A 23,977-nucleotide genomic window follows, 5' to 3' on the forward strand; every position below is an offset into this window, starting at 1 on the left:
AAACGGTCTTACGCCCGTTCCGGGACTTCGCTCCCTGACCCCGGGCGAGCCCATCAGGGTGCGCCAGCTCATGATCTAGCGTCGTGTCTGGCTGCCTCGGACACACAACAACTCAACACCCGCACCGATGTGCGAGCGTAGGATCGATCGCGTTCGAGCGGCAGATCTGAACGCTTGGAGAACGTCTGGATCTGTTGATGAGCGGTCACGGGTTGTCAGCCTTGCGGCTCGCAGCCGCCGGACCTCGGCGACCAGTGCCGGGATGTCATGTCGAGCGGCGGCGATCAAGTCCAGATCCGAAACCGAGGCTGGTCGGTCGCCGAGGGCGATAGCCCCGCACGATCGCGTATCGGCGCAAGTGGTACCGCACATACGCCTGCCCGAGTTGCGCGCTCGAGTCGTCAGGGCGACCACCGGCAGCTTCGACCGCGCCCCCGATAGCTCATGATCAGTTCGAGGCGCCTTCTCTGGGGGCCCGAGACTTGAGCGCGGCGCTCGTGGAAGTTCGTGAAGCTCAGCGACTTCGGCTGCGGCGAAGCAGATGGCAACAGGTGTGGTGCACGGTTCTGAAGTGTGATGGGTCAGGCAATGAGATTGTCAAAGCTGTCGTAGGGCAGATGCTTGACCCATCGTTCTCACCAGATGCTGTCGACGAGTTGATGCGCAGGCGGCTGCGGGAGCCGGATCGGACCACTCCGATCACCGCACGAGATGCCGACGAGCGTGCGTGATCTGTCCGCCAGGTCTCCGGCGCGGAGTGCTCGCTGCAATGAGTTCCGTTGTGGGGCAGCGGTTTCATTTGGTAGCGTCTGAGCGGCATGTGAATGGCAGTTGAGTCACTTTTTGGGGGAACGTTTGATCCGTCGGATGACTGTGGTCTGTCTATCTGCCTTCGCACTGGTAGGGGGGAGCGTGACGGTGGCCGACGCATCGCCTGTGGGTGTGACCGTTCTTCCCCGGCCGGGTGGTCAGTACGCGGTGGGTGAGACCGTTCTGCATCTGGTTGATGTGTCGAGGCAGGATCCGTTCTATGCCGACCGGCAGCGTGAGCTGATGGTTTCGGTGTTCTATCCGGCAACTGACGTCGGCAAATATCCGCGGGCGCACTACATATCGAAGACGCTGATCCCGGAGCTGGAGAAGCGGTTGGGTGTCGGACTGCCGGGTCTGTTGACCAACTCCTACACCGACGCACCCGCATTGGCGGGGGCGGCCTTCCCGGTGGTCCTCTACTCACCCGGGGCGGGAGATACCCGCGTGTATGGCACCGGCTTGGCCGAGGATCTGGCCAGTCGTGGCTATGTGGTAGTCACCGTCGACCCCACCTACGAGGCCACTGTGGAATTCCCCGGCGGCAGAATCGTCCGGCCCGCCCCCGCTCCTGACGGCTTCGACACCAAGATCCGGAAGAAATATATCGCGGCCCGGCTGTCCGATGTCCGGTTCGTTCTCGACTCGCTCACACGCCTGGCGCACGGTGAGAACCCGGACGCCGACCGTCGCACCCTGCCTGCAGGGCTCGACCGTGCCCTCGACCTCGAACACGTTGGCATGGTGGGACACTCCTCCGGCGGATACACCGCAGTCGAATCGATGCACGACGACCGTCGCATCGACGCCAGCGTCGATCTCGACGGCCAGATCGGTGTCGACGAAGACTTCGGGCGGGCGGCGACCGAGGGTGTCGACCGGCCGGTACTGGTGATGACCAGCCAGCAGATCGAGGAGGTCGGTGACGCCAACCCATCGTTGAACACGTTCTGGCAACACGGCACCGGCTGGAAACGTCACCTGACACTGAAAGATTCGGCGCACTACGACTACACCGACTACCCCTCGCTGGTGCCCACGATCGCGCGACCAGCCGCCAAGAGATACATCGGGCCCATCGCCGCGGACCGCGCGACAACCCTGGCCCGCAAGTACGTGGCGGCCATGTTCGACAAATTCCTGCGTAACCGCACCGACACCCCGATCGACCAGCAGCCGACAGATCCAGAGATCGTCGGCGTCCGCTGATAAGTCGTAGCCGATGCGTACCGGATCGGGAAGGCCCTGGCCCAACTCAAAGAAGTTGCAGCTGCACGGTACTTGGACGAAATGACCCGGCTGTGAGTGACGGTGCGCTGTCCGGTGCCGCGACGATCCATGGTCGCGGCGCCGGGCCACGCTCATTGACGTTTGTTCATGCGAACGAACAGTTCTCGGTTTGCGGCTCGATCTCTCATAGCATCCGAACTAGAAACGTACGCATCTTGCCTCCGCCCTCCGTCGGTGCAACACAGCGGCCACATGTGTCGAGGGTCGCCGGTTCGAGTCCGGCCGCCGCTACAGGGCAAACCCATTCCAGCGCCGTGAGTCTCGCCGTGCTGTCAACCCTGTCCGCTGTCCTGTTCGTTGTCGACTGGGGCGAGGTCGGTGTCGGCCTTGCGAAGATCGTCGGCGCACTGATCAAGGCCGCGATCTAGCCACCGAGCGAACGATGCCAAGCCGACCGCCTCGACAAACTGGGGTGCCGCCAAGCTCGCGGCCGACCCGATATGCGAACGTCCCTCATGCCGAGCCCTCGCCGACGAGGTTGACCACATCAAACCCGTTGGCGTGGGCGGGGATCGGTACGACTGGGCCAACATGGCGAGCCAGTGCGCCGCTTGTCATCTTGCCAAGACTTCGGCTGAGGCGCTGGCGGCCCGCCGGTCCAGCTGAATTACTAGAAGCCCTTCCCGATTGGCCAGATGAGCATGATTCCCCACCACGCAGTCACCGTGCCGATCATCACGCCGTAGCTGAGCCGCCGGTCGAACAAGTAGGCGACCAACGCGACTGCGACTCCAAATCACTATCAGGAACCACTGATCCACCTGACGCCGTCCACATGGGCCCAATACGCGAGGAAGCCGAGCGTGGCCATTGCGACAAGGGCGAGAAGGGACAGTGCGCTGGCTATCAAAGGCTCGCTGATCGCCAAAATGGTTGGAAGCACAAAGGTAAGTGTGCCTCAGTGCCGCACCGGCAGTATGGATTTGATGACGTGGGGCTGGCCGATGTGGTAGCGATGTCGGCATGTACCCCGAGTCGGGTGAAGTTCTGCACTTTTCCGAAGATCCCACGATTGCACGATTCGTTCCCCATGTCGCACCAACCGCCCGGCAGGCCGATGCATACGTGTGGGCGGTGGACCGTGCACGAACGCCCGACTACTGGTTTCCGCGTAACTGTCCCCGCGCGATGGCATGGGTCGTTCCGAGCTCAACCCCCGCTGATCGCGACAGAATCATCGGCGCGGGAAGCGGAGATCGCGTGCATGCCATCGAGTACCGGTGGCTGGATGCGTTGCGTACCGTCAAACTGTTTGCCTACCGCCTTCCCGCGGGTTCGTTCCGACCGTTCGGCACTCCGGTGCCCCACGCCCATGTCGCGACCGTGCCCGTCGAGCCGCTGGGGCCGCCGGAGGAGGTCGGTGATCTCCTCGACCTTCATGAGCAAGCCGGAATTCAGCTACGGGTACTGCCGACACTGTGGGAGTTCTGGGATGCCGTAACGTCGAGTTCCCTTGGCTTCAGCGGCATTCGGTTGCGCGGCGGACGACCACGCAGTTAATCGGATGAGATACCGGTATCGGTCTGCAGATGCGCGGTGTCGTTGAACGAGATGAGCCGCCAGTAGCGTTGTGTCTCATCGAACTCCCACTCGTTCAGCGATGCGAAGGGGGGATCGAGCCGTGCGCGGTCGGCCAACGGCGGTACAGCGAACAGTCCGAAGAAGAACCAGTGTCGAGGACGGGTTTGCTACATCTGGGTCCTGGGTCCGAAGATGGCTTCGTGGACGCTACACAGATCGCCAGTGCCCTCGATGAGGTGTTCGACCAGGCGATCGTGTATCACGGCTTCGCCGACTACATGCGTGACTACGACATATTCATCTACGCGACCGCCGATCCTCGGACCGGAATCCAGCCTGAGTACGTGCGGTACCGCTTCAAGTATTGCGTCCGCGTAACGGCAGCGACGGCGCTACCCGTCGATGTCTGGGCGCGCTCCCTCGACGAACGGCTCATCGACTACGAAACCGGTTGCGACCGGGACGGTTACGTCTGGGGCGTGTGCTGGCAAGTTCTGTACCCCGGTGCGGCGCTTCGACTCGACTCCGAAGAAGCCGCAACATGGTCGGCGCAACTGCGCCTGCCCTTCTACGAGGCGAAGATCGAGACCAACGGTCACAATCTTTCCCTTATCTTCGCCGACCTCGAGGTCGAGTCCGTCACGGCGGGAACGGTGCCATTCGTTGTACCGGCAAAGGGCGGGCCGGATTTCAAGATCCCCCGCTGACTCGCGCGACGGGTGCACAAATCGGCAAGAGCGGATGTTCTGCGCCGCAGTGGATCTCGTCGTGCGGAACGCTCGCTCCGCGGCATAGAAACACGTTTGGTGCGTCGGTTTCCTGGACGTGGGGAACGTCCTCCTGATGCGCTTGTCGGGCTTGGTGTCCCATCGCAAAGAGCAGGAGGACGTTCCATGAGTAACGGTAGCGGTGTGTCCCGGGGTGATCGCAACCGCAACATGCGTCTGAGCAGGCTGCGGGCGTTGGTCCCGCCCGAAAACGCGATCATCGGGATCGATCTGGCCGACCGCAAACAGATGGTCGTGATCTGTGACCACGACTCGAAGGTGCTTGCCCGCAAGACGTTCCGGTGCCGGGCCTGGGATATGGGTGCTGCTTTGGACTGGGTCGCAGAACGTGCCGGGGCAGCGGGGTTCAGCGGGGTGACGGTGGCGTGTGAACCGACCGGGCATCGGTGGCGAGTGCTGCGACAGCTGGCCGCCGACCGGAACATGCTGTTCGTGTGTGTGCAGCCAGCGATGACCTCCTGGTCACGCCGTGCCGAGGACCTCACCACCGACAAAACCGACGACAAAGACGCGGTGCTGATCGCGCGATTGACCGCGCAATTGCGCTGCTATGCACCCGAACCGGTCGATGAAACCTGGGGTCGGCTGCGGCATCTGGGCGCCCGCCGCGAACGACTGCTCGTCGAGGTGGTCGCGCAAGTCCAGCAGATCCGTGCCCTGCTCGAATGCGTGTGGCCGGCCGCGCTCGAGGCCGCCGCGCAGCCGTTCAAATCCCGGACTTGGATGGCAGCACTGCGAGTGATCTGCGGCCGCGACGGCGGCGACTTCGCCCGCACCCGCCGGTTGGGCCGAGACCGGCTCGAGCGACTGGTCCGTGGCGAGGTCACCCGCGCAGGTGCGAAGCGACCGTGTTTTCGGATCACCGGGAAACTCTTTGCCGCACTCGATGATCCGGCCGGAGTGCTCGCTCACCGTCGCGGTGCGCTGGAACGGGTGCAGCTGCTGCTCGAGGACTGGGCCGAGGCCAAGCGGCGCCTGGCAGACACCGAAACCCGCATGGTTGGCGTGCTCGACGAGCTCCGGCTCACCGGGCTGGTCACCTCGATCGCCGGACTCTCCGCGGTCGGGGCTGCGGCGATCCTGGCCGAAACCGGCGACCCCGCACGCTTTCCCACCGCCCGGGCAGTAGTCAAACACGCTGGTCTTGCACCCCGGGAGAAGAAATCCGGTGCCTTCACCGGCCGCGCCAGACTCACCGGAGCCGGGCGTCCCGGCTTGCGGTTGGCGGCCTGGAGAGGCGTGTGGGGCACCCAACGCGCCAACCCCGTCTATGCCGCCCGCTACCGGCATCTGACCACCCGGGAGACGAACCCGCTTGCTCCTACCCAGGCTCAGGCCGTGATCGCCGCGGCGATCCTGCGCCAGCTCCACGCCGTGGTCACCACCCGACAACCCTGGAACCCGCACATCGCTACCCACGGCACCACCACAACGGAGGCCACCATGATCTCGACCGCCGCCTGAGCAGGCGGATCGTCGAGCGGTCGGTCGGGGCGAGCCCCACGCGGCATCGAGACACCCACCGGTGATCTCGTCGCAAATCATGGGCAGCCCCGCCCTGTCGTCACACAACCCGATTACACGCTGCCGGGTCACAACCCCATTACCGCTATGCCGGGACGACGACAGACCACGGGGCACCGACCGAACCACTTGACACAAACGCCTTACGCTGATTTGCGGATGTTCACCGACGCGCCGACCCCAACGCTTGACCGTCCATGGGCCATCGCAAGCCCGTCGGTCTGGCGTGGGCACGATAGTCGTCGTCGATCCTGGCGGTCAGAGTGCACTGGCCGCCGGGATCGACGCTCACTGCGGAGGTCAGCCTGCTGCGAGTGAGGCGCCATGCTCCCGTATATAGTCGTACACCGCCTGCTCGGGAACCTTGAGCGACCGGCCCTCACGTATGGCGGGTAGGTCACCTTTGTGCACCAATCTGTACACGATCATCTTCGAAACCCTCATGATCGCAGCAGCTTCCGCGATGGTCAGGAGTACGTCCTCGTTCGACGACCGCCGCGATTCGGTGGCACCGATTGCGTTGGCGGTGCTGACCACGGCATTGACATTGCGAAGCGCGGTATCCGATGGCATGGCATTGCTCCTGTTGTCGTGACCGAAGTGCTCGAATGTGCGATTGCGGCCTAGCTGTTGAGGGTCCCCATCAGCGCCGTGAATTCGGCCAGTGACAGCTTCCCGTCACCGTCGCGATCAGCCGCGGTCATCAATTCGGCTGCGCTGTCGGGCGGGTATCCGAATTGAGCAGCCAACTTCTCCATCTCATCGAGCGAGAGATACCCGCTTCCGTCGAGGTCGAACGCATGGAACGCCTGCGTGTACTCATCCGTGCCCTCGGAAACCTCCTGTGCGCGAGCCGCATCGAACTCGGCCCTGGAGATGCGGTTGTCGCCGTCGGAGTCCGCTGCCCCGACGAACGCCGCGGCGTCCTCGGCGGTGATCTCGAGACCGGCGTTGCTCACCGCTCGGACGATATCGTCCGCCGACACCAGCCCGTCACCGTCTCCGTCAAACAGTGTGAATGCATCGAAAGCACTTGCAGAATTGGTCATTTGGCACCATCCAGTATCAGAATCCGGCAATCAAAACCTCGGCGGCACCCGGCAGGGAAGTGCGGGGTCGGCTCCCCCGACCCGAGGCACACCACTGGTGTCGCCGCGAAGCGCGGGCGGCGCTAGGTGTCGGACGACCCCGCTGGCTATGGGGACTCCGCGCAGAACTTCCTGTAGTCCGCCTCGCTCATCAGAGCATGGAACTCGGCACGGTCGCCCAGTCGGATCGTGCAGAACCAGCCTTCGGCTTCCGGAGCCTCATTGATCAGTTCCGGCTCTTCGCTGAGGCGGGTGTTTACCTCGATGATCTCGCCGCCGACCGGGGCGAAAATGTCCCTCGAGGCCATTTCGGACTCCACAGAGCCGATGGCTTCGGCCTGTCGCACCTGCGGCATCCGTGCCGGTTCGCCCTCGCCATAGAATTCGACATGGACGATGGAACCGAGCTGTTCCTCGATATATCCGGTGAGGCCAACTGTCACTACGCCGTTCGCGAGTTCGGCCCACGAGTGATCTGCAGTGAATCGCCGTTCCGACACAGCCAATTCCTTCCTGGTAAGGCTTGCTAAGTGGTGCCGTAGGGGCTTGCCAGGGAACCCAGGCATGCGGCGGCAGGCGGGAATCCAGCCCCATCCACGGGTCGTGCGCTGTTAGTCAGCTCTGGATTGTTTCGGCGATCTCCACGCCCGCCCCGCAGAGTTCGCTCAAGGCCCGATCGATGGTGGCGGGCGTGACACCGGCAGACAGGTCCAGCAGCACCCGGGCGCCGAACCCGGCGGTGCGCGCATCTATAGCGGTTGCGCGAACACAGTGATCGGTGGCGATGCCACAGACGTCGACAGTGTCTATTCCCTTGGCGCGCAACCAGTCCGCGAGAGTCGTGCCGTCGGCGGCGGCACCCTCGAACCCGGAGTAGGCCGCGGAGTAGGCGCCCTTGAAGAAGACCTCCTCGATCGCCGCGGTGTCGAGGTTCGGGTGGAACTCCCCGCCCGGGGTTCCGGCCCGGCAGTGCGGCGGCCACGTGTCGACGAAATCCGGATTGTCGGAGAAGTGCGCACCGGGATCGATGTGGTAGTCGCGGGTCGCGGTTATCGCGGCGTAGTTGCCGCCGCGCAGGTACTTACTGATCCTTTCGGCCACCACGGCCCCGCCGGCGACGGCCACCGCACCCCCCTCGCAGAAGTCGTTCTGCACGTCGACGATGATAAGAGCCCTGCTCATGATTATTCCTATTCCTGCGGGTTGACCACCGCGTCCGGGCCCGGGTTGACGAGGGACTCACGGCCGTCGCTGAATCGCACCAGATACGGCGGCTGCCCGTCCGGACCACGAACTTCGATGATTTCGCCGAGTCGCTCACGCGGACTTGTAGCAGAGGCGTCACCGAGGAAGATCCGGTCGCCTACCGTTGCGTACATCAGTCGCTCCTGTCTGTCGATGAAACACTGCTCGAACTGGTAGTTGGACTATTGAGTGGTGGCCTGCGTTGGTTTCGACCGGCTCAACGGCTTACCATCCCAGCGGTAGTCCTGGTGGTTGCCGGAACCAGATAGGCGTTGATCGCTTCGAACATCGACACCGCGGAGAAGCCTTTCCATCTGCCGTTCCACTCTTCCACCGGCCGCGCCCAGCTGGAGAACTTCACCCCGACCGTATTGGTGGCCCGGTTGATGTAGACGAGCTGGCCGTGGACGCCGATGCAGATCACCACATCACGATTGCCCGTGGGGGACCAGAACATGCTGCGGAACTTGCCACCGGGCATGTCGAGCTCGTCATAGTTGGGGCCGCGCTCGAAGGCGTGCACGGAGCCGTTTTCGAAGATGTCGTTCACCCAGCCCTGCGACACCACTTGCAGGTTGTCGTTGTGGATCGGTTTACCGCCCCGGCAGATCATCGCCCCGAATCGGGACAGGTCACGAAGAGTGGCGCAGATGCCACCGTCGTACGCCGCGGTGCCTTCGCCGTCGACGGTGACGTAGGCATCGTGCTCGGCCCCGAGCTTCGACCAGAGCAGCTCCGAGGTCAGCTCCGCGAACGACTTGACTACGTTGTGGTTCTGTTGGTAGGCGGCTTCGCAAACCAAGCCGAGCACGGCGGTCTCGCAGCTGCGGTACTCGAAGCGCTCACCATGATTGCCGCCCTTGGCGGTCAGGCTGTAGAGAAACTGCTCGAGCGTTTCTGGTGGGTTACTGGGCGGCCCCCACTCGGCTGCTGCCTCCATCCTGCGTACCTCGGATTTGGGGTCCAGGTAATCCTCGGAGAATTTGATGTCACTGACCATGTCGAGCACGTGCCGGACGGTGGCGCCGACGTAGCCGGAATTCCTCAGGGCCGGTACGTACTGGGTCACCTCCCGATCGGGATCGAGCGTCCTTTTGCCGTTGATCGTCTCGCCCACCAGGGCCCCGGCGACGGTCGCGGTCAGCGTCTTGGTCACCGACATCAGCAGGTGTTTCGTAGTCTCCGACATCCCGGGATACTGCTCGATGACTACCTCGTTGTTGTGCAGCACAATCCAGCCGTCGGTATCGGTGGCGTCGATGATGTCCTGAACCGTGTAGAGGTTTTTGTTGTCGTACAGCTTCACCTTGATCGTTAGGATCTCGGCAGGATCGACCGAAGCCGGATTCAGCGGCGCGACTGCGTTGTCACCGTGGATCCGAGGGATCGGCACCGTTCTGAGAATTCGATTCACGTTCTGAAACGACCAGCTCCCCACCGATTTCTGCCAGTTCTCATTGGTGACCTCCATGCAGGGCGCAGGGGAAGGAACGGGGGGAACAGACGTCGAGCCGGACATTGGATCTCCCTTCGAATATGCAGAACTTTGAACATCAGGGCAGTGACAGAGCCCTCGCGAAACGGTTGCTCATTGCAGTAGAAGCGAGCGCGCGGCGACTGTGACCGGCGCGGTGGCGGATCTCGACCAGATGTGGCTGATTTTCCTGCGACCAACAGGCCGAGGACTATCTGCCGCGCACGGGACCGCCAGCCGTGCATACGAATTCGTTGTGACAGCGGAAACTCGGCCCGGTACCGGCATCCACACCGCGCAGTTCGCACGGGCTGTGGAAGCGGCCGAAAGCGGCTGTCCCGCTTATACTCTCGCCCGAGTACCAGCGGGCGTATCAGCGACCAATGGTGCGAACTCGTCCTCGAGGTGTAGTGGGGACTGCGGACGCAGGAGCAGGCGGCCCTGCCTTGCTGCCTGGGCGCATCCCCGGAGCCGGATCCATCACGTAACGAACGCCACCTGCAACTCGTTGGCGCGCAGGGGAGTTGTCGGCTGTGCGGTCATGATCGATCACCTCCTGCTGGGTCGTGGACCGACACTCGACGACCACAAAGGCGGTTGTCGGAAGCTGGAGTTTCGATGATGAAGCTGTAGCGGATTACCTTGGCTACCAATACCATTCTCTCACCATGCCTGCTCCTGCGCCACGGATTCGCCGAAAACCGACATGGGGACTGTTCGGGCACGGTTCGCCGTTCCTCAGTTCGGCTCTCTCCGCGTGCCTCCTTCGCACATCCGCCGCACGGGCCGAAGTGTGCACGCCGGTGGATGAAGCCTGCAGCTGTTCGAGTTCAGCGCAGTGCGCGAGCAGTTCGGCGTTTCGGTCTGCGGTTTGTCGTAATTGCTGGCCGCCTCCGCGAGGCCTCAGCGGCATTGACGCGAGCTGGAACAGCTCGTCGACGTCGGTACGTTGGGGGGCCAGGCGCCCTTGGGAGATACTGCCTCGACAGCGAACTGGGAGACACCGAGTCGGCCGGTGAACCGCAACCGCTTGCCGCCGAGCAGCCGTTCCATGGCGACGCGCATCGCGGCGGAACGGCTGTGTGGCCGCGTAGATTCCGACGATGATCGAACTGAGCGACGTCGACGTGCCGCGGTCGGCCAGCGGTCGACCGGACTGGCAGAATCCGGAATGGCTTGCAGCGGTGGACGAGTGGATTTCAAAGTCGTGCGCTGACGCGGGCTTGTCCCGGATCGGCGCGGCCCAGGCCAGATGTCGGATGTGGTCGGTGGTGGCCCGAGTCCCGGTGACCGGCGGACAGGTGTGGTTCAAGGCGAATCCACCCGGATCTGGCTTCGAACCGGCCCTGGCACAGGCGCTGAGCCGATGGAATCCACAAGACGTACCACCGGTTTTGGCCATCGACACCGATCGGCGTTGGGCGCTGACCGCGGATGGGGGCGCCCAGCTGGACGCTGTGTTCACCACCGACCCCGATACCCGGCACTGGCACATGCCGATCCAGCGCTACGCACGTTTGCAGATCAGCCTCGCCGGGCGACTGCCCGATCTAGCCGCACTAGGCGTGCCCGACCTGCGACCCGAAACACTCGCCGACACCGCCGCGGCGATGTTCGCCGACCCGGGGCTGCTCGACGGCGTCGCAACACCCCCAGGGCCGACCGAGAAGGAGTTTCTCGCTGCCCGCGAGCGGTTGCCTGCGCTGCGCGCGCACTGCGCCGAACTCGCGGCGCTCGGCATCCCGAACTCGCTCGACCACGCCGACTTACATCCGGGCAACGTCCTGGGCTGGGGCTGCGGCGCGCGGCTGTTCGACTGGGGCGACGCGGTGCTGGGTCACCCTTTCGGCAGCCTGCTGGTTGTTCTGCGCAAGGCGCTCGAGGTCTGCGCCGTCCCGCGGGGCGGTCCGGAAATCCGATCGCTACGCGACACATATCTCCAACCGTGGCTCGCGCAGGGTGTTTCGCCGGACGCGGCGAAGCGCGGGATGGAGTTCGCCCTGAGCGCTGCCGCCCTGGCACGGGCCTGCGCGGCGACGCGGATGTTTCCCTGCTACAGCGACAATCTGTGGCCGCGGGCGCGCGCCGCGCTGTGGCTGTCCCGCGTCGGTGCCACAGACCCACTCACCATCGGGCTGGACCGCGCTACCGTCCCCTGGCGGGTCAGCAACTGACACTCCACAGCAGGCGGCACAGCCCCAGACAGCACATACCCGCCACAGCAAGAATGTGGCGACTGCACGATATTCGGCATGTGCGCGTTGGGAAGCTATGGCGGCCAACCATTCTGGATCCCTGCTGACCAACGCGCGCCCAGCGGCAGAAGAGGATGCTCGCTGTTGTCGCTACTTGCGTTGAAATGCTTTGAGAACTCTACGACGTCGTCGGCGGTATGGTTCGGGGCATGACGGCGGTTCAGTTTCCGCGCCTAGCGGAGGTATTCCCAGATCTTGTTACCGAGATCGTTGATCTGCTGACACCCGAGGACGAACATCTCGCTCGAACAGTCCCCAACCTGAGGTTCTATGGTCGATGCACCTGCACGCCCACCTGTCCGGTCCTGTTGACCGCGCCGTTCGGATCGTCGAGCCAGTGGGTAGTGATGTTGGAATCCGACGGCGAATACGTCATGTTGCTGAATATCGATCCGGCAGGTCCATCGGTGTCGGGGATCGAAGTGCTCGACGGTCGCGATCTGGTCCTGCCACCCGCTTGACCGGCACTCGGCTGGACGCGCTCAATTCGGCTTACCGTGCATTCGCAGACACCCTCGGTCTGTCGATGTAGCCGGGCTGGTCGGCTACCGGTATCGCGGTGAGGACTACTACGAGGTCGGCAGGGAGAAGATCCGCGAGTACGCGAGCTGTTCAGGATTCCCATCCAGCGCATTGAGCGAGAGGGCTGAGTGCGCCCGCCCACCGGCCAACGACTCAGCACGAACACAGCCCCGCTCTCACCGACGAGTTCTGTCCATCGAATGGCGGACACCGCTGGTCGGTTGCATCCCAATAGAATTGGGCATGAGGGAGATGGTGACCGATCGCTGGATCGATTTCTTCACTGCGATCGCGTCCGTAGCAGGCGCGATATTTGCGTTGTTCTTCGTGGCTATCCAGGTTCGAGAGCCTCGATGGCGCGGCAGTCCTATTCGGACTTTCGCTACTGCAAGGACTGGACTGGTTACAGCTCGCCGGAACTACGATTATCTCGGGGGCCGTCTTCACCTGGGTGTTCCTGTTGGGCTGGGCCGACGACGAGGGCGCTCTACGTTGGCTGGGTTGGCTCTGCGCCTGGCTGGTGATGTCGGGCATCACCGAGGCATGGGTCCTCATGACTGCCGCCGCTCCTGCGAAATTCGAAGAAGTCAAACTGCACCACGCCGATGGAACAGAGACAGAAAAGTTCAAGGTCGCGATAACCAGAGAGACGACCTACCAAGGATTTACGAGACCTGAAACGTACGAGATGAGAGCTCCTCAGGAACGTGTGCTCGAGCCGCTCGACAAAGTTGGATTCGGACCCCACCGCTTCTCTTGGAAGAGACATCCAACGAGACTAGACCGCCGCTACTACCGCTACTACTTGCTGACCAAGGAGTAAGCCATCGAAGAGTCATTTTGCACCTGAACGAAATACGTCAGTCGCGTTTCAAGTTTGAACGCACGCGGACCGATTACCCTACGAGCCGCCAGCCAATCGAGTCGAATTCGGTTGTCGTGGCCAGGTTCTTGCAGGCAGAGCCGCAGGTGCCGTGGGCGCATGTAGTTGGCCAGCGCCGAGCGCCGGATGTAGGCGAGGGTTGTGTCTCCCGGTGCTGGGCGCGGTCGGATAGGCAGCGGTCGTGTCGGCGGTGTGGCGGGTTCGGAGGCGGTCACCGGATTTCGGTGCGGCTGGGTTCGTATTGGGCTGCGTGGCCGCCGACGGAAGCCCGGACAGCATCGTGAATAGCACGGTTGTGGCCGCGATGACCGCGGCTGGCCGCCTCGATCGCATATTCGCGATCGGCGGTAGCGCCGGGGGCGCGATGGCAGACCGGGCGCGGTCGCCGCCGAAATGGCTGCGCCCCCGACGGATGATTGAACGGATATGCATGGTTTTCTTCCGGAAATGTTGGTGCCGTCACTGGCCATGTGGTTGTCGTTGTCGTTGAGAACCGAACCGTCGCCGAGCTGGGCGCGGTCCGGTGCACTATTCGGGTGGAAGGCCCAGGAATGTGCGGGCTGCCGTGCGGCGGGCTGTTGGTTGGAAGGCTGCGTGGCGGCTGGCGGCGAAGACGTCGTGCAGGCAGCGGGTGAGGATGTGCGGGTTGCGGATGGTGGTGGTTCCGCCGCAGCGGTGGGTGAAGGTCACGATTTCCAGTGCTGCGTCGACGGCTTCGCTTACGGCCAGTGCCGTTTGGGCCTGTACCTCGGGTGGGACAGATCCGGTGAGTGCGTGCTGCCACAGGATGTCGGTGCGTTCGAGGAGGTAGGCGCGGGCCGCGCCGAGGCGGGTCAGCATTGCTGCGGTGCGGTCTTGGAAGACCGGGTCGTGGGCGAGGGGATGTTGTTGGCCGAAGGGGACTTTGGTGGCGGCCAGGAGGGCGAGTTCGTCGAGGGCGCGTTTGGCTATGCCGAGGGGGACTGCGGCGAGCATGGAGCCCAGGGAGAAGAACGGGATTGCTGCGATCGGGTCGTTGGACCAGCGGGGGCCGCCGAAGAGTGTTGTCGATCGGAGAGCGGGGACGGTGATCTTGTCGGCTGATACGTCGTGGCTTCCGGTTGCTCGCAGGCCGATGACGTCCCAGTTTCGGATGATGCGGGCTTGGTGCGCTGGGAAGAAGGCGACGCGGGCGGTGGGGGCGCTGCCGTCGTCGGGGGTGATCAGAATGCCTCCGAGGAACCAGTTCGCTGCTACGGCGCCGCTGGCGAAGGGCCATCGGCCGGACAATTCGTAGGTGTCGCCGACCCGGCGGGCTCGGCCGATGGGTGGGAAACCGCCTGCGATCAGGAGGTTTTCGGGATCGGCTGCGATGACTCGCGCCTCGGATTCGTCGACGCCGGACAGCAAGGACGCACCGGCGTTCGCGACCGCGGTGCACCAGCCGGTGGAGCCGTCGGCGGTCGAGAGGCGTTCGATGATGGAGACGGTCAGGGGTAGCGGTGTTGCCAGGCCGCCCAATTCCGACGGTAGGCAGAGGCGGTAGAGGCCTGCGGTCCGGGATGCCTGGACCACTTGCTCCGGTAGTTCGTCTCGGTCAGGGGGGTGGTCTGCCAGCGCCCCGGCGAGGGTGGCGATGTCGGTGGCGGCGGTCAGTGTCGGGTGGTCGAGCTGCGGCGATGTCATCGTACTCATTTAGCTATCCCCTTAAGATAGTCAATATATCTGTAGGATGACTGACTGTGGAGGACGCTGTCAAGGGATCCCGGACCTATCGATCGCCGAAACGTGAGGTGCAGGCCGCGGCCACGCGGGCGGAGATTGTCGCGGCCGCGCATCGGCTGTTCGTTTCCGAGGGGTATGTGCGGACGACGCTGGCCGATGTCGCGGCGGCGGCCGGGGTTGCGGTACCGACTGTCAAGCTGGCGTTCGGCACCAAGCGGTCGCTACTGATGGCGGCGTGGGATCGGGCCGTCAAGAGCGGGTCGGATCCGCGACCGGTCGCGGAGCAGGAGTGGTTTTTGGAGATCCTTGCCGCACCCGACGCGCACGAGCATCTGCGGCTGCAAGCCGTTTACTCACGCAGGGTCAAAGCCAGAATCGCGCCACTTGTCGAGGTTATTCGGGCGGCCGCCGCCGCGGACCCGGAGATCGACGCGCTGTGGACGACGATGCAGGACGAGTTCCGTGACAATCAGCACCGGACGATCCAGGCCCTGCAACGCAAAGGCCGCTTACGCCAAGGGCTTACCGAGCAGACCGCGACCGATCTGCTGTACACGCTGAATCACACGACCGTGTACAGCATGCTCGTGACGCAGCTGGGTTGGACCGGCGAGCAGTACGACCGGTGGCTGGCAGGCACTCTGATCGAACAGCTGCTCGAGCCGAAAGCCGCTCCCGGCGAAGCGGGTTGATTTCCCGTCTGGAGTGCAGAGGCCGCGTGGTCGGCGGCCGGATTCCGATGCCACGGTGTGTCTTCCGGCGGTGCGGTCGTTCTGTGCGGCCAGACCGGCTGCGGCGCAGAGCGGCGCGGTCCGTTGCCGCCGCGAGGGCGGCGTGGATCCGCAACGAGCGGCGTCGGCGACACGAGAACCCCGGCGCCTCCGGGTCATTGGCGCACACGGTGAGGAAGCCGACGGTCTGGTCCGGAAGCGGTCCGCCATTTATCCGCACAAGGCCGTACGGACCGCCACAGCAGGGATTGCCGAGGATGGAATAGCATCGACCGGTTGCTGCGGCTGCTCAGCGATTCCTGGGCCGGTCCAGGCGCCACAGACGTCGCACCGGCGGCGCGCGATGTTGGACGCGACCGCGGTGGGTGTTGCTGCACTGGGCGAAGACCGGAAGTCCTTCATGTCATTGACGGATGCGAAGTCGGCAACGATGCACCCTGAAGCCGGGCGAAGCGTCCACCCACGGATCACTACGACCCCAGTTGACCTGAATGACTTGCTACCACACCGGTTTCACCGAAACACGACATTCGGCTGATTTCCTAACGGCCTCTGATCGAGTAATTTCGTGCACGTCGTGGACGCACACGTGCCCCCATTTCTGCCGGTGGCGTTGCGCATTACCAGCTGTCAGGCTGGACTGCGGGGCTCGAGACAGCCTCGATCCACTGAGACTCGAGGCTCTGACGAATCACCACCGAAATTGATCATCAGTCATGCTGAGGACACCTTTCGGAGGCAGGGGGGATCAGTGTTCAACGCAATAGAATGTACGGTCAACTGGGGATTTCTCGGTGCCGGCGGTATCGCCCGTACGTCACTGGCACCGGCCGTACACAGCGCACCCAATGCTTGCCTGCACGCGGTCGCCGCTCGCGATCGTGATCGCGCCGAACTACTACGCCCGCACCACATCCGCACGAACTATGACGCCCTCGTCGAAGATCCCGATGTCGAGGTCGTGTACGTAGCGCTGCACAACAGCAGCCACCTCACGTGGACGTTGCGGGCGCTGGACGCGGGCAAGCATGTGGTGTGCGAGAAGCCGCTCGGTCTACACGCCGACGAAGTCGAGCAAATGATCACAGCGGCTCGTGCGGCGGATCGGCTTCTGGTCGAGGCCTGCTGGAATCGGTGGCACCCGCGCAACCGGGTCCTGGAACGAGTCCTCGAAAACAACGAACTAGGTGAAGTTCGCTCGGCTTGCGCCTCTTTCCTCGGGATACTGCCACCTGTCGGTGGTTACCGGGACGATCCCGCCTTGGGCGGAGGCGCTCTCTACGACGTCGGCTGTTATGCCATTGCCGCCGTTCTGCTGGCTTTCGACTGGCAGCAGCCAACCTCGGTCACGGCATGCAGCCGGTTGACTCCTACGGGGGCCGATGCGCTCACCACCGCCGAGCTGACCTTCCCTGGTGGCACCGCGACGATCCGCGCCGGCCTGACCGGCGAGTTGACCGAACAGTTCGTGGTGCGCGGCGAGAACGCGACCGTCGGGCTGGAGCAACCTGCCTTCACCGCGGGTGCCGCACCATGCTGTCTGTTGACACCCAGCGGGCGTATCGAGTTTCCGGCGATCAACCCGTATGCGGTGATGGTCGAACAGGTTTCGGCGGCGGTTCGCGGCGAGGACGCCTACCTCGTCAGCCCGGACCAGTCGCTGGCCGTAGCCCGGGTGCTCGACAGCATCCGCACCGCCGCCGCGTAACCCCCTGTGCGCCGGTCGACCCGGCCATCCGACTTCCTGGAGAAAACATGCACGCCTACACCATGGTGGCACCAGGTGTAATCGAACCCTGTGAGCTGCCCATGCCGACCTGCGGCGACGATGAAGTCCTGCTGCGCACCGAGGCGGTCACAATCTGCTCGACCGATGTTTCCTACTACCGCGCGCACCTGACACCACCCGGATGGCCGATCGTGCCCGGCCACGAGTATGTCGGTCGCGCAGTACAGGTCGGCAATCGAGTACGCGGCGTCGATCTCGGCGACAGACTCGTCTACTGGGGGCAGTCCGACTTCGGTGGCCTTGCCGACTACCGCACAATCCGGCCGCTGCTGCCCAACCAGAACGGCGAAACCTCGTGGTACACCGAACGCAACTTTTACGACGCCGACCAAGCGGCGGCAGTGGTCGTACCCGACTCCCTGCCATCCAGGATCGCGACCCTGGTCGAGCCACTGACTTCGGTACTGCGGTGCCTGCTGGTCAACCCGCCCAGGCCCGGTGATGTCTGTGTGGTACTCGGCTGTGGACCCAGCGCACTGCTAGCCGTTCAGGTGCTGCATCGACTGTTGGGTGCGAGTCGGATCGTGGTGCTGGACAAGGATCCACGGCGAATCAGAATGGCCAATCGGATGGGCGCCGAATTCGGTTTCAACATGTCCTGCCAAACCGGTGAAGTCGCCGAATTCGTCCGTCGGCACCATGACCAGTTCGCGGACTACGTGCTGGATGCGCTGCCGCACGTGGCGGCGGTCGGGCCGACCGAAGACGTGCGGCAATTGGCCATGGGTCTGCTCCGTCCCGGCGGAACATACGTCCTCTATGGTGCGACCGCGGTTCCTCAGATGATCAACACCTGGTTGGTGCTCGCCAAGGGATTGCGGTTGCAGGCCACGCCATTCGATGTGCGGTTGTTTTCCATGAGTCGGTCCGCGCACGTGGCACGGACCGCGCTGGCGCTGGTCAACGATGGCTTGGTCGAAGTCGATTCGCTGATCACCAGGACCGTTCTGTCCACCGACGCCACCGATGTGGCAAGCGCGTTCGCACACTATGGCACCGACGGCGGCTTGAAGACCTCGGTGCTGTTCGACCCCCAACTGATGGCCGGTGAACTGAGGCTGACGGAAGTCATACCGGCATCAGCCGACAATGCTTCATGGAGCTGACATGAGCACACCCACTGCGGATGTCGCGGCGCTGGCCCGGGCGGCCGCCATATCGGTGCTGCAAGACAACCGGAGGAAAGGGCAGTCGTCCGAGTTGGCTCTGGACTACGACTACACCTGTCCGTCTCCGGACAGCTACCCGTTCCAGTGGTACTGGGACAGTTGCTTCCACGCGATCGCGCTCACCCATCTGGATCCTCAGCGTGCCCGTGCAGAGATCATCTCACTATTGCGCGGCGCGGATCTCGGCGGTTTCGTGCCACACATGCTGCTATGGCAGGACGATTTGCGTCGGCGAGCAGTTGATGATTTCCGAATCGCGCTGTGGGGCACGTGGAGAACACCGACGATGGCACCACCGGTGCTGGCGCGTGCGGTACACCGGATACACGAAGTTGCCACGGCGACAACTGAACACAAGCAATGGCTGGCCTCGGTCTTGCCCGCGGTCACCAAGCAGTTCGACTGGCTGGCCGAACGACGAGCCGGCCCCGACGGGCTGCTGATGATCTTTCAGCCCGACGAGTCCGGTCTCGACAGCAGCCCCAAATACGATGCCGCGCTGGGGTTGTCGCCGACATCGCCGCACGTCGGCGCGGATTGGCATCAGGCCATGCGCGAGCTGATCGGCGGTTACCCTACGGTGCGGACTCCAGAGCAGAACCTCCTCGGACACCGCCGCTTCGTATGGATCGACGTCCTGGTCAACACCATCTACGCCGATGGACTACGTTGCCTGGCCGAACTCAGCGGCCATCACGGGCAGCGCTTCGCACGACGAGCCGATCAGGTACTGCGGTCGCTGCTGGACCGATGCTGGGATGAGCGACGGGGCATATTCTGGGACATCGACGCCCTGACCGGCGAACCAGCGAAGGCGCTAACGGCCACCAGCCTGTTCCCACTGGTGCTGCCAGACCTGCCCACACCGGTGGCCACCCGGCTGACGGCACACCTACTGGACGAGGACGAATTCTGGCTCCCCTACCCGGTACCCAGTGTCGCGGCCAACGAACCGTCCTTCGACGCCGACTTCACCACCGGGGCGATCTTCCGAGGCTCCAGCTGGGTCAATCTGAACTGGTACTTGCACCGCGGCCTGCACGCGCATGGCATGCACGATATCGCTGCCGAGCTGGCGCTGCGGACGGCACAGATGACCGCGAAATCCGGAATGCGCGAGTGCTACGGCCCGTTGAAGGCAACCGGACACGGTGCACGAATGTTCGGCTGGAGCTCGCTGGTACTCGACATGATCGCGACATGACGGCATTGCACCGGGACCAGAGCACTGTGCTGTGCTATGCCGCACTAGGCACATTTGCCTACTGCCTCTACGCACTCGGCCCACTGCTCGCACTCCTACGGACCGAGCTCGAATTCTCTTACGCCATCTTGAGCCTGCACACACTGGCGTGGGCCACAGGCACGGTAGTCACCGGCCTGGTCTACCACCGGCTTGCCGCCATGATGGGGCGCCGACGGCTGTTCTGGCTGTCTGCGTTGGGCATGGTTGCGGGCGCGTCGATGTTCGTCGCCGGGCACATGGTCGCGGTGACCGTGCTCGCCGCAGCTGTACTGGGCACGGCGGGTTCGCTGGTCCAAACCGCTACCTTCGCGATCTTGGCCGATCACCATGGGATCCACCGGGACCAGGCTCTCGTCGAGGCGAACACCATCGCCAGCGCGGCTGCCGTGCTCGCACCGCTGGTGCTGGGCTGGCTCGCACACGGGCCGCTGGGCTGGCGAGCGGCGATGCTGGTCCCGGTGCTTGCGCTGGCGGTGCTGCGGCTACTGCTCGGCAGTCAACAGTTGTCCGGGCAAGCCAAGGTCGGTTCCGGCACCGGCGTCACGGGGAAACTACCGCGGCTATGCATGGTCCGCTGTGTCCTGGTCAGCGTCGTTGTAGGGCTGGAGTTTTGCGTGGTCTTCTACGGGGCGCAACTATTGCCGACCACCACTGGGATAAGCACGGTCGAGGCTGCCACCGCGATGGCGCTGTTCTACGTCGGAGAGCTGGTCGGCCGGGTTGTCGGTAGCGGACTCACTCGTCGGCCAGGCCGCACAGTGCCCATGCTGACCTGCTCACTGGCACTCACCGCCGTTGGCGTGCTAGGAATTTGGCTTGTTGGCACCCCCTGGGTGGCGCTGGCAGCTCTGGCCGTGGCCGGTCTCGGCGTGGCCAACCTGTTTCCGCTGTCGCTGGCACTCGCGGTCGCGGCTTCGGGCGGTCAGACCGATCGCGCCGCAGCACGCAGCCAACTGCTGGTCGGCCTGGCCATCGGGCTGGCGCCACTCGGCCTCGGCGCGCTCGCCGACGGATGGGGTGTCTGGCGCGGCTTCTCCGTCACCATCTTGATGATGTGTATTGCCGCCGCCCTGCTCGCTGGCAGCCACCGGCCGACACCGACCAGCCCGACCGCCATCACAAACGCGGAGTAGCGAACATTCCCTCGCCCCATTGACGACCGGCCCACACTGCCGGCCAGTCGGTTGCCGCAGCCCAGCGTCCGCTTCTTTCGAAGGGAGGCGCATCGTCGGATATGTTTGTGAGCCAGTTCTTTTCGAACCCGTCCGGCTGTTTGTCGGCGTCGCACCAGCGAACGCGGCTCGCTCCGGTCGACACCATCTACCGCGGCACCCCCGACCAGGCACGCGAGGTTCTGCGAGGACTGTCGGCGGCGCTGACCCTCGTACCCGTCACCGACGCCCGCGGCACACCCGGCTATGGCCGGCGCGACGGCCAGAATTCTCGGCGACTTGCGCGGATTCGGCAAGCGGCGGCGCCGGATCAAAGAACGCATCGATGACCGCATCCGGGTGCGCCAGCCGCTGCTCCAGGCCCTGGTCGAGTACGTCGAGAACCGCTACGAGCACGCCCGCGACCTGCTCGAGGCCGCTGCGGCGCCCGGATCGACACGGTTCGGTTTCGACGGCATCGACTACGAGCTGGTCGCCGGGCGGCGATGGCGCGCGCTGAGGAAATCGGGGCGCGGCACTATCCGGCTCCGCGTGAGCCCGGCCGCGGCGATCATCGAGGCGACCCAGGACGAGGACTACTGCTTTTGGCGCTGGGCAGCGGTCCGCTGAGAGAACGTGTTTCCCGCCCGGGCCGACAATCCAATCAGCCGCGGAAGCCTGCCACCCGGTTGACGCGACACGTGCCTGCCTCACTGGATGTTCGCGTTGAGAACGCGCGTCATGCGGCATGAGTGGGTGTTCGCAGACACCATCACCGATGGATCACACACTTGGTATTGCTTGTCGTCGCAATCCCACAGGTAGGCAAGCGCTGACGGCCTCGGCAGATGTGGGTGTTCCGGAGACGCTGGTGGCCAACCGATCAGCGGCCGCGCGGACCGTGTGGTGCGGTATCGCCGAAGGGGCGGGATCGCGAGGGCTCGGGGGGTCGGTCAGAGTTGGGCGGCGAGGGTGGTGCCGGTGAGGTGTTCGGCTTGGGTCCACAGGCGTGCCGCGACGGTCTTGTCCTGTGCTCGACGCGGAGGTCGGGCCGGTTTCGGGGGGCCGATCATGATCCAGCGGGGGCCGTAGTAGCCGCCGGGGGTGGCGTCGGGGCTGGTTGCCGCATACAGCAACGGTTCCGCGCCTTGCTCCGGGCCCTGGGAGGGCACGAGTTTGGCGGCCAGCGCGCTCAGGCCCGGACGGGCGCCGCCCAGGGTCGGCCCCGAGGCCATCAGGTTGGTGCGGGTGGTGCCGGGGTGCGCGCCGACCGAGAGCAGCGGCCAATGGTGTTGGGCTGCGATGTCTGCCAGATGCAAGGTCATCATCAGGTCGGCCAGTTTGGATTGGGCGTATGCCTTGGTGGGGCTGTAGTGGCGGGTGGACTGCAGGTCGTCTAAGTCGATCCGGCCGGTGGCGGCGCCGAGGCTGCTCATGGTGGCCACTCGTGGCGCGGGGGCCGAGAGCAGCAGCGGTAGCAGCTTCACCGTGAGCGCGAACGGGCCCAGGAAGTTGCTGCCCAATTGAAGCTCGAATCCGTCTGCTGTTTCGAACCGGCTGGGCACGTTCGCCACTCCGGCGTTGTTGAGCAGCAGGTCCAGCGGCGTGCCCTCGGCGATCAGGTCGTCGGCGAACTCGCGGACCGAAGCCAGGTCGGCCAGGTCGAGCCGGCGGACCTCGACCTGAGCGCCGGGGTGTGCGGTGCGGATCTCCGCTCGCGCTTGCTCGCCTTTGTCCGGGTTGCGCACAGCGAGCACTACGTGTGCTCCGGCTGCAGCCAGGCGTTTCGCGGCCTCTTTGCCGGTGCCGCTGTTCGCGCCCGTCACGACGGCGAGCTTTCCGCGTTGATCAGGTACTTGGTACATCACTACCTCCTAAAAGACTGCCGGTCTTTAATGACGTTGACTGTAGCAGACCGGTGGTCTCTTGTTAAGAGACCGCCGGTAGTTAAGATGTGGGGGTGGAGTTTCAGCGTGCACGCAGCGAAGAGCAGCGGCTCGAACGGCGTCGGCAGGTCTTGGTGACCGCGGCCGCGATGCTGACCGAGATGCCGGTCGCCCAGCTCAGCCTCAACGAGCTCAGCCGCCGGATCGGGCTGGCCAAATCCAACGTGCTGCGTTATTTCGAGTCACGCGAGGCAGTCCTGCTCGAGCTATTGCAGGCCCGGATGCAGGACTGGGTCGCCGACCTGGAGCACTCGGCCGAACCGGACGCGGGCACACCGCGCCAACGCGGGGACCGGCTGGCCGAGATCGTGGCCGTGTCGATGGCGCAGCGACCAGTGTTGTGTGAGCTGCTCGCCGCCCAAGCCGCGGTGCTCGAGCACAACATCTCCACCGAGGTCGCGATCCAGTACAAACACGCTATGCGCCGGTCCGTGCAAGCCCTGACCCGGCTGGTCCAGTGCCATCTACCCGAACTCGCCACCGGCGACGCGGACCTGCTGGTGGAAACCATCCTGCTGGTGGCCATGGGAGCGTGGCCATGGAGCCAGCCATCGGAAGCGATGCGGGCCGCCTACGCCGCCGACCCCGAACTCGCCGCGATGGGACTCGACTTCACCGAAGTGCTACGCCGGACCGTGGCGACCACAATCTCCGGACTCCTCGCCCGCCAGCAGGATCCAATCCGCGACGCAATCGGCATGAGTGGGTGTTGCGGTGGCATCTGAACTCCGTCCCTCCTCCCATCCGTTAGTGCCTTCGCACCGAATGACTGGCGTTGAGCCGAGCGGTTTCATCAGAATCCCTCCCGCGCGGCGTTCTCGGGGGTTCTCTCAACCGATTG

The 23,977-nt window shown here is 64.3% G+C and carries 22 protein-coding genes and 1 pseudogene; 15 read left to right on the top strand and 8 right to left on the bottom strand.

Annotated elements, in window-relative coordinates; translation table 11 throughout:
- The first annotated feature begins 942 nt into the window (after window positions 1-942).
- From ACFK0J_RS19250 to ACFK0J_RS19270, 5 genes are all read left to right on the top strand, one after another.
- Complete coding sequence (locus ACFK0J_RS19250) at window positions 943-2,019, top strand: alpha/beta hydrolase family protein (protein ID WP_378742223.1); 1,077 nt, start codon at window positions 943-945, stop codon at window positions 2,017-2,019.
- A 519-nt stretch (window positions 2,020-2,538) separates the two neighbouring features.
- Window positions 2,539-2,706: an HNH endonuclease gene (locus ACFK0J_RS19255; protein WP_378742915.1), complete on the top strand. Its 168-nt coding sequence runs from the start codon at window positions 2,539-2,541 to the stop codon at window positions 2,704-2,706.
- A 357-nt stretch (window positions 2,707-3,063) separates the two neighbouring features.
- Window positions 3,064-3,600, top strand: a complete 537-nt coding sequence (locus tag ACFK0J_RS19260) for a DUF6886 family protein (protein ID WP_378742225.1) — start codon at window positions 3,064-3,066, stop codon at window positions 3,598-3,600.
- A gap of 221 nt (window positions 3,601-3,821) precedes the next feature.
- Window positions 3,822-4,328 (top strand): hypothetical protein, encoded by a 507-nt coding sequence (locus ACFK0J_RS19265; RefSeq protein WP_378742227.1) that lies wholly within the window; start codon window positions 3,822-3,824, stop codon window positions 4,326-4,328.
- 186 nt (window positions 4,329-4,514) lie between these two features.
- Entirely contained in the window at window positions 4,515-5,873 is a 1,359-nt protein-coding gene (locus tag ACFK0J_RS19270; protein WP_378733261.1) for an IS110 family transposase, read from the top strand.
- 360 nt (window positions 5,874-6,233) lie between these two features.
- Here the strand turns inward: ACFK0J_RS19270 and ACFK0J_RS19275 are convergent, their stop codons facing one another.
- The 6 genes from ACFK0J_RS19275 to ACFK0J_RS19300 all read right to left on the bottom strand — a co-directional run bounded on the left by ACFK0J_RS19275 (window position 6,234) and on the right by ACFK0J_RS19300 (window position 9,785).
- Window positions 6,234-6,449, bottom strand: coding sequence for a helix-turn-helix domain-containing protein (locus ACFK0J_RS19275; protein WP_378742917.1), 216 nt, complete (start codon window positions 6,447-6,449; stop codon window positions 6,234-6,236).
- A 107-nt stretch (window positions 6,450-6,556) separates the two neighbouring features.
- Window positions 6,557-6,982, bottom strand: coding sequence for an EF-hand domain-containing protein (locus ACFK0J_RS19280; protein ID WP_378742919.1), 426 nt, complete (start codon window positions 6,980-6,982; stop codon window positions 6,557-6,559).
- Window positions 6,983-7,128: 146 nt separating this feature from the next.
- The gene (locus tag ACFK0J_RS19285; protein ID WP_378742229.1) at window positions 7,129-7,521 is read right to left on the bottom strand and encodes a glycine cleavage system protein H; all 393 of its coding nucleotides are present in this window, start codon (window positions 7,519-7,521) and stop codon (window positions 7,129-7,131) included.
- A 115-nt stretch (window positions 7,522-7,636) separates the two neighbouring features.
- Complete coding sequence (locus ACFK0J_RS19290; RefSeq protein WP_378742231.1) at window positions 7,637-8,203, bottom strand: isochorismatase family protein; 567 nt, start codon at window positions 8,201-8,203, stop codon at window positions 7,637-7,639.
- Between the two features lie 8 nt (window positions 8,204-8,211).
- Window positions 8,212-8,400 carry a DUF1918 domain-containing protein gene (locus tag ACFK0J_RS19295; protein ID WP_378742233.1) on the bottom strand — a complete coding sequence of 63 codons (189 nt, stop codon included), beginning with the start codon at window positions 8,398-8,400 and terminating at the stop codon, window positions 8,212-8,214.
- Window positions 8,401-8,483: 83 nt separating this feature from the next.
- Window positions 8,484-9,785, bottom strand: a complete 1,302-nt coding sequence (locus tag ACFK0J_RS19300) for a serine hydrolase domain-containing protein (protein ID WP_378742235.1) — start codon at window positions 9,783-9,785, stop codon at window positions 8,484-8,486.
- 1,058 nt (window positions 9,786-10,843) lie between these two features.
- Between ACFK0J_RS19300 and ACFK0J_RS19305 the strand changes: the two genes are divergently transcribed.
- The 3 genes and pseudogenes from ACFK0J_RS19305 to ACFK0J_RS19315 all read left to right on the top strand — a co-directional run.
- Window positions 10,844-11,914 carry a hypothetical protein gene (locus tag ACFK0J_RS19305; protein WP_378742237.1) on the top strand — a complete coding sequence of 357 codons (1,071 nt, stop codon included), beginning with the start codon at window positions 10,844-10,846 and terminating at the stop codon, window positions 11,912-11,914.
- A 230-nt stretch (window positions 11,915-12,144) separates the two neighbouring features.
- Complete coding sequence (locus ACFK0J_RS19310; protein ID WP_378742239.1) at window positions 12,145-12,456, top strand: hypothetical protein; 312 nt, start codon at window positions 12,145-12,147, stop codon at window positions 12,454-12,456.
- 40 nt (window positions 12,457-12,496) lie between these two features.
- Window positions 12,497-12,629: pseudogene (locus tag ACFK0J_RS19315) on the top strand (MaoC family dehydratase N-terminal domain-containing protein); the annotation flags it as partial.
- 1,299 nt (window positions 12,630-13,928) lie between these two features.
- Here the strand turns inward: ACFK0J_RS19315 and ACFK0J_RS19320 are convergent.
- A complete protein-coding gene (locus ACFK0J_RS19320) occupies window positions 13,929-15,074 on the bottom strand; it encodes an acyl-CoA dehydrogenase family protein (RefSeq protein ID WP_378742241.1) in 1,146 nt (381 codons plus the stop codon).
- Between the two features lie 47 nt (window positions 15,075-15,121).
- Between ACFK0J_RS19320 and ACFK0J_RS19325 the strand changes: the two genes are divergently transcribed.
- From ACFK0J_RS19325 to ACFK0J_RS19350, 6 genes are all read left to right on the top strand, one after another.
- Window positions 15,122-15,796: a TetR/AcrR family transcriptional regulator gene (locus tag ACFK0J_RS19325; protein ID WP_378742243.1), complete on the top strand. Its 675-nt coding sequence runs from the start codon at window positions 15,122-15,124 to the stop codon at window positions 15,794-15,796.
- Window positions 15,797-16,586: 790 nt separating this feature from the next.
- Window positions 16,587-17,543: a Gfo/Idh/MocA family protein gene (locus ACFK0J_RS19330; RefSeq protein ID WP_378742245.1), complete on the top strand. Its 957-nt coding sequence runs from the start codon at window positions 16,587-16,589 to the stop codon at window positions 17,541-17,543.
- A 47-nt stretch (window positions 17,544-17,590) separates the two neighbouring features.
- Window positions 17,591-18,730: a zinc-binding dehydrogenase gene (locus tag ACFK0J_RS19335; RefSeq protein ID WP_378742247.1), complete on the top strand. Its 1,140-nt coding sequence runs from the start codon at window positions 17,591-17,593 to the stop codon at window positions 18,728-18,730.
- 1 nt (window position 18,731) lies between these two features.
- A complete protein-coding gene (locus ACFK0J_RS19340) occupies window positions 18,732-19,997 on the top strand; it encodes an amylo-alpha-1,6-glucosidase (protein WP_378742250.1) in 1,266 nt (421 codons plus the stop codon).
- Window positions 19,994-21,172 (top strand): MFS transporter, encoded by a 1,179-nt coding sequence (locus ACFK0J_RS19345; protein ID WP_378742252.1) that lies wholly within the window; start codon window positions 19,994-19,996, stop codon window positions 21,170-21,172. Before ACFK0J_RS19340 ends, ACFK0J_RS19345 begins: the two co-directional genes overlap by 4 nt.
- 285 nt (window positions 21,173-21,457) lie before the next feature.
- On the top strand, window positions 21,458-21,820 hold the full coding sequence (locus ACFK0J_RS19350; protein ID WP_378742254.1) for a hypothetical protein: 363 nt from the start codon (window positions 21,458-21,460) through the stop codon (window positions 21,818-21,820).
- A 323-nt stretch (window positions 21,821-22,143) separates the two neighbouring features.
- Here ACFK0J_RS19350 and ACFK0J_RS19355 read toward each other — a convergent pair whose 3' ends face one another.
- Entirely contained in the window at window positions 22,144-23,055 is a 912-nt protein-coding gene (locus tag ACFK0J_RS19355) for an SDR family oxidoreductase (RefSeq protein WP_378742256.1), read from the bottom strand.
- 95 nt (window positions 23,056-23,150) lie between these two features.
- On the opposite strand from ACFK0J_RS19355, the gene ACFK0J_RS19360 reads away from it, so the two are divergent.
- A complete protein-coding gene (locus tag ACFK0J_RS19360; protein ID WP_378742258.1) occupies window positions 23,151-23,861 on the top strand; it encodes a TetR family transcriptional regulator in 711 nt (236 codons plus the stop codon).
- The last annotated feature ends 116 nt before the right edge of the window (window positions 23,862-23,977 follow it).

It is taken from the genome of Nocardia brasiliensis (genome assembly GCF_042691675.1).
GTDB lineage: Bacteria > Actinomycetota > Actinomycetes > Mycobacteriales > Mycobacteriaceae > Nocardia > Nocardia brasiliensis_D.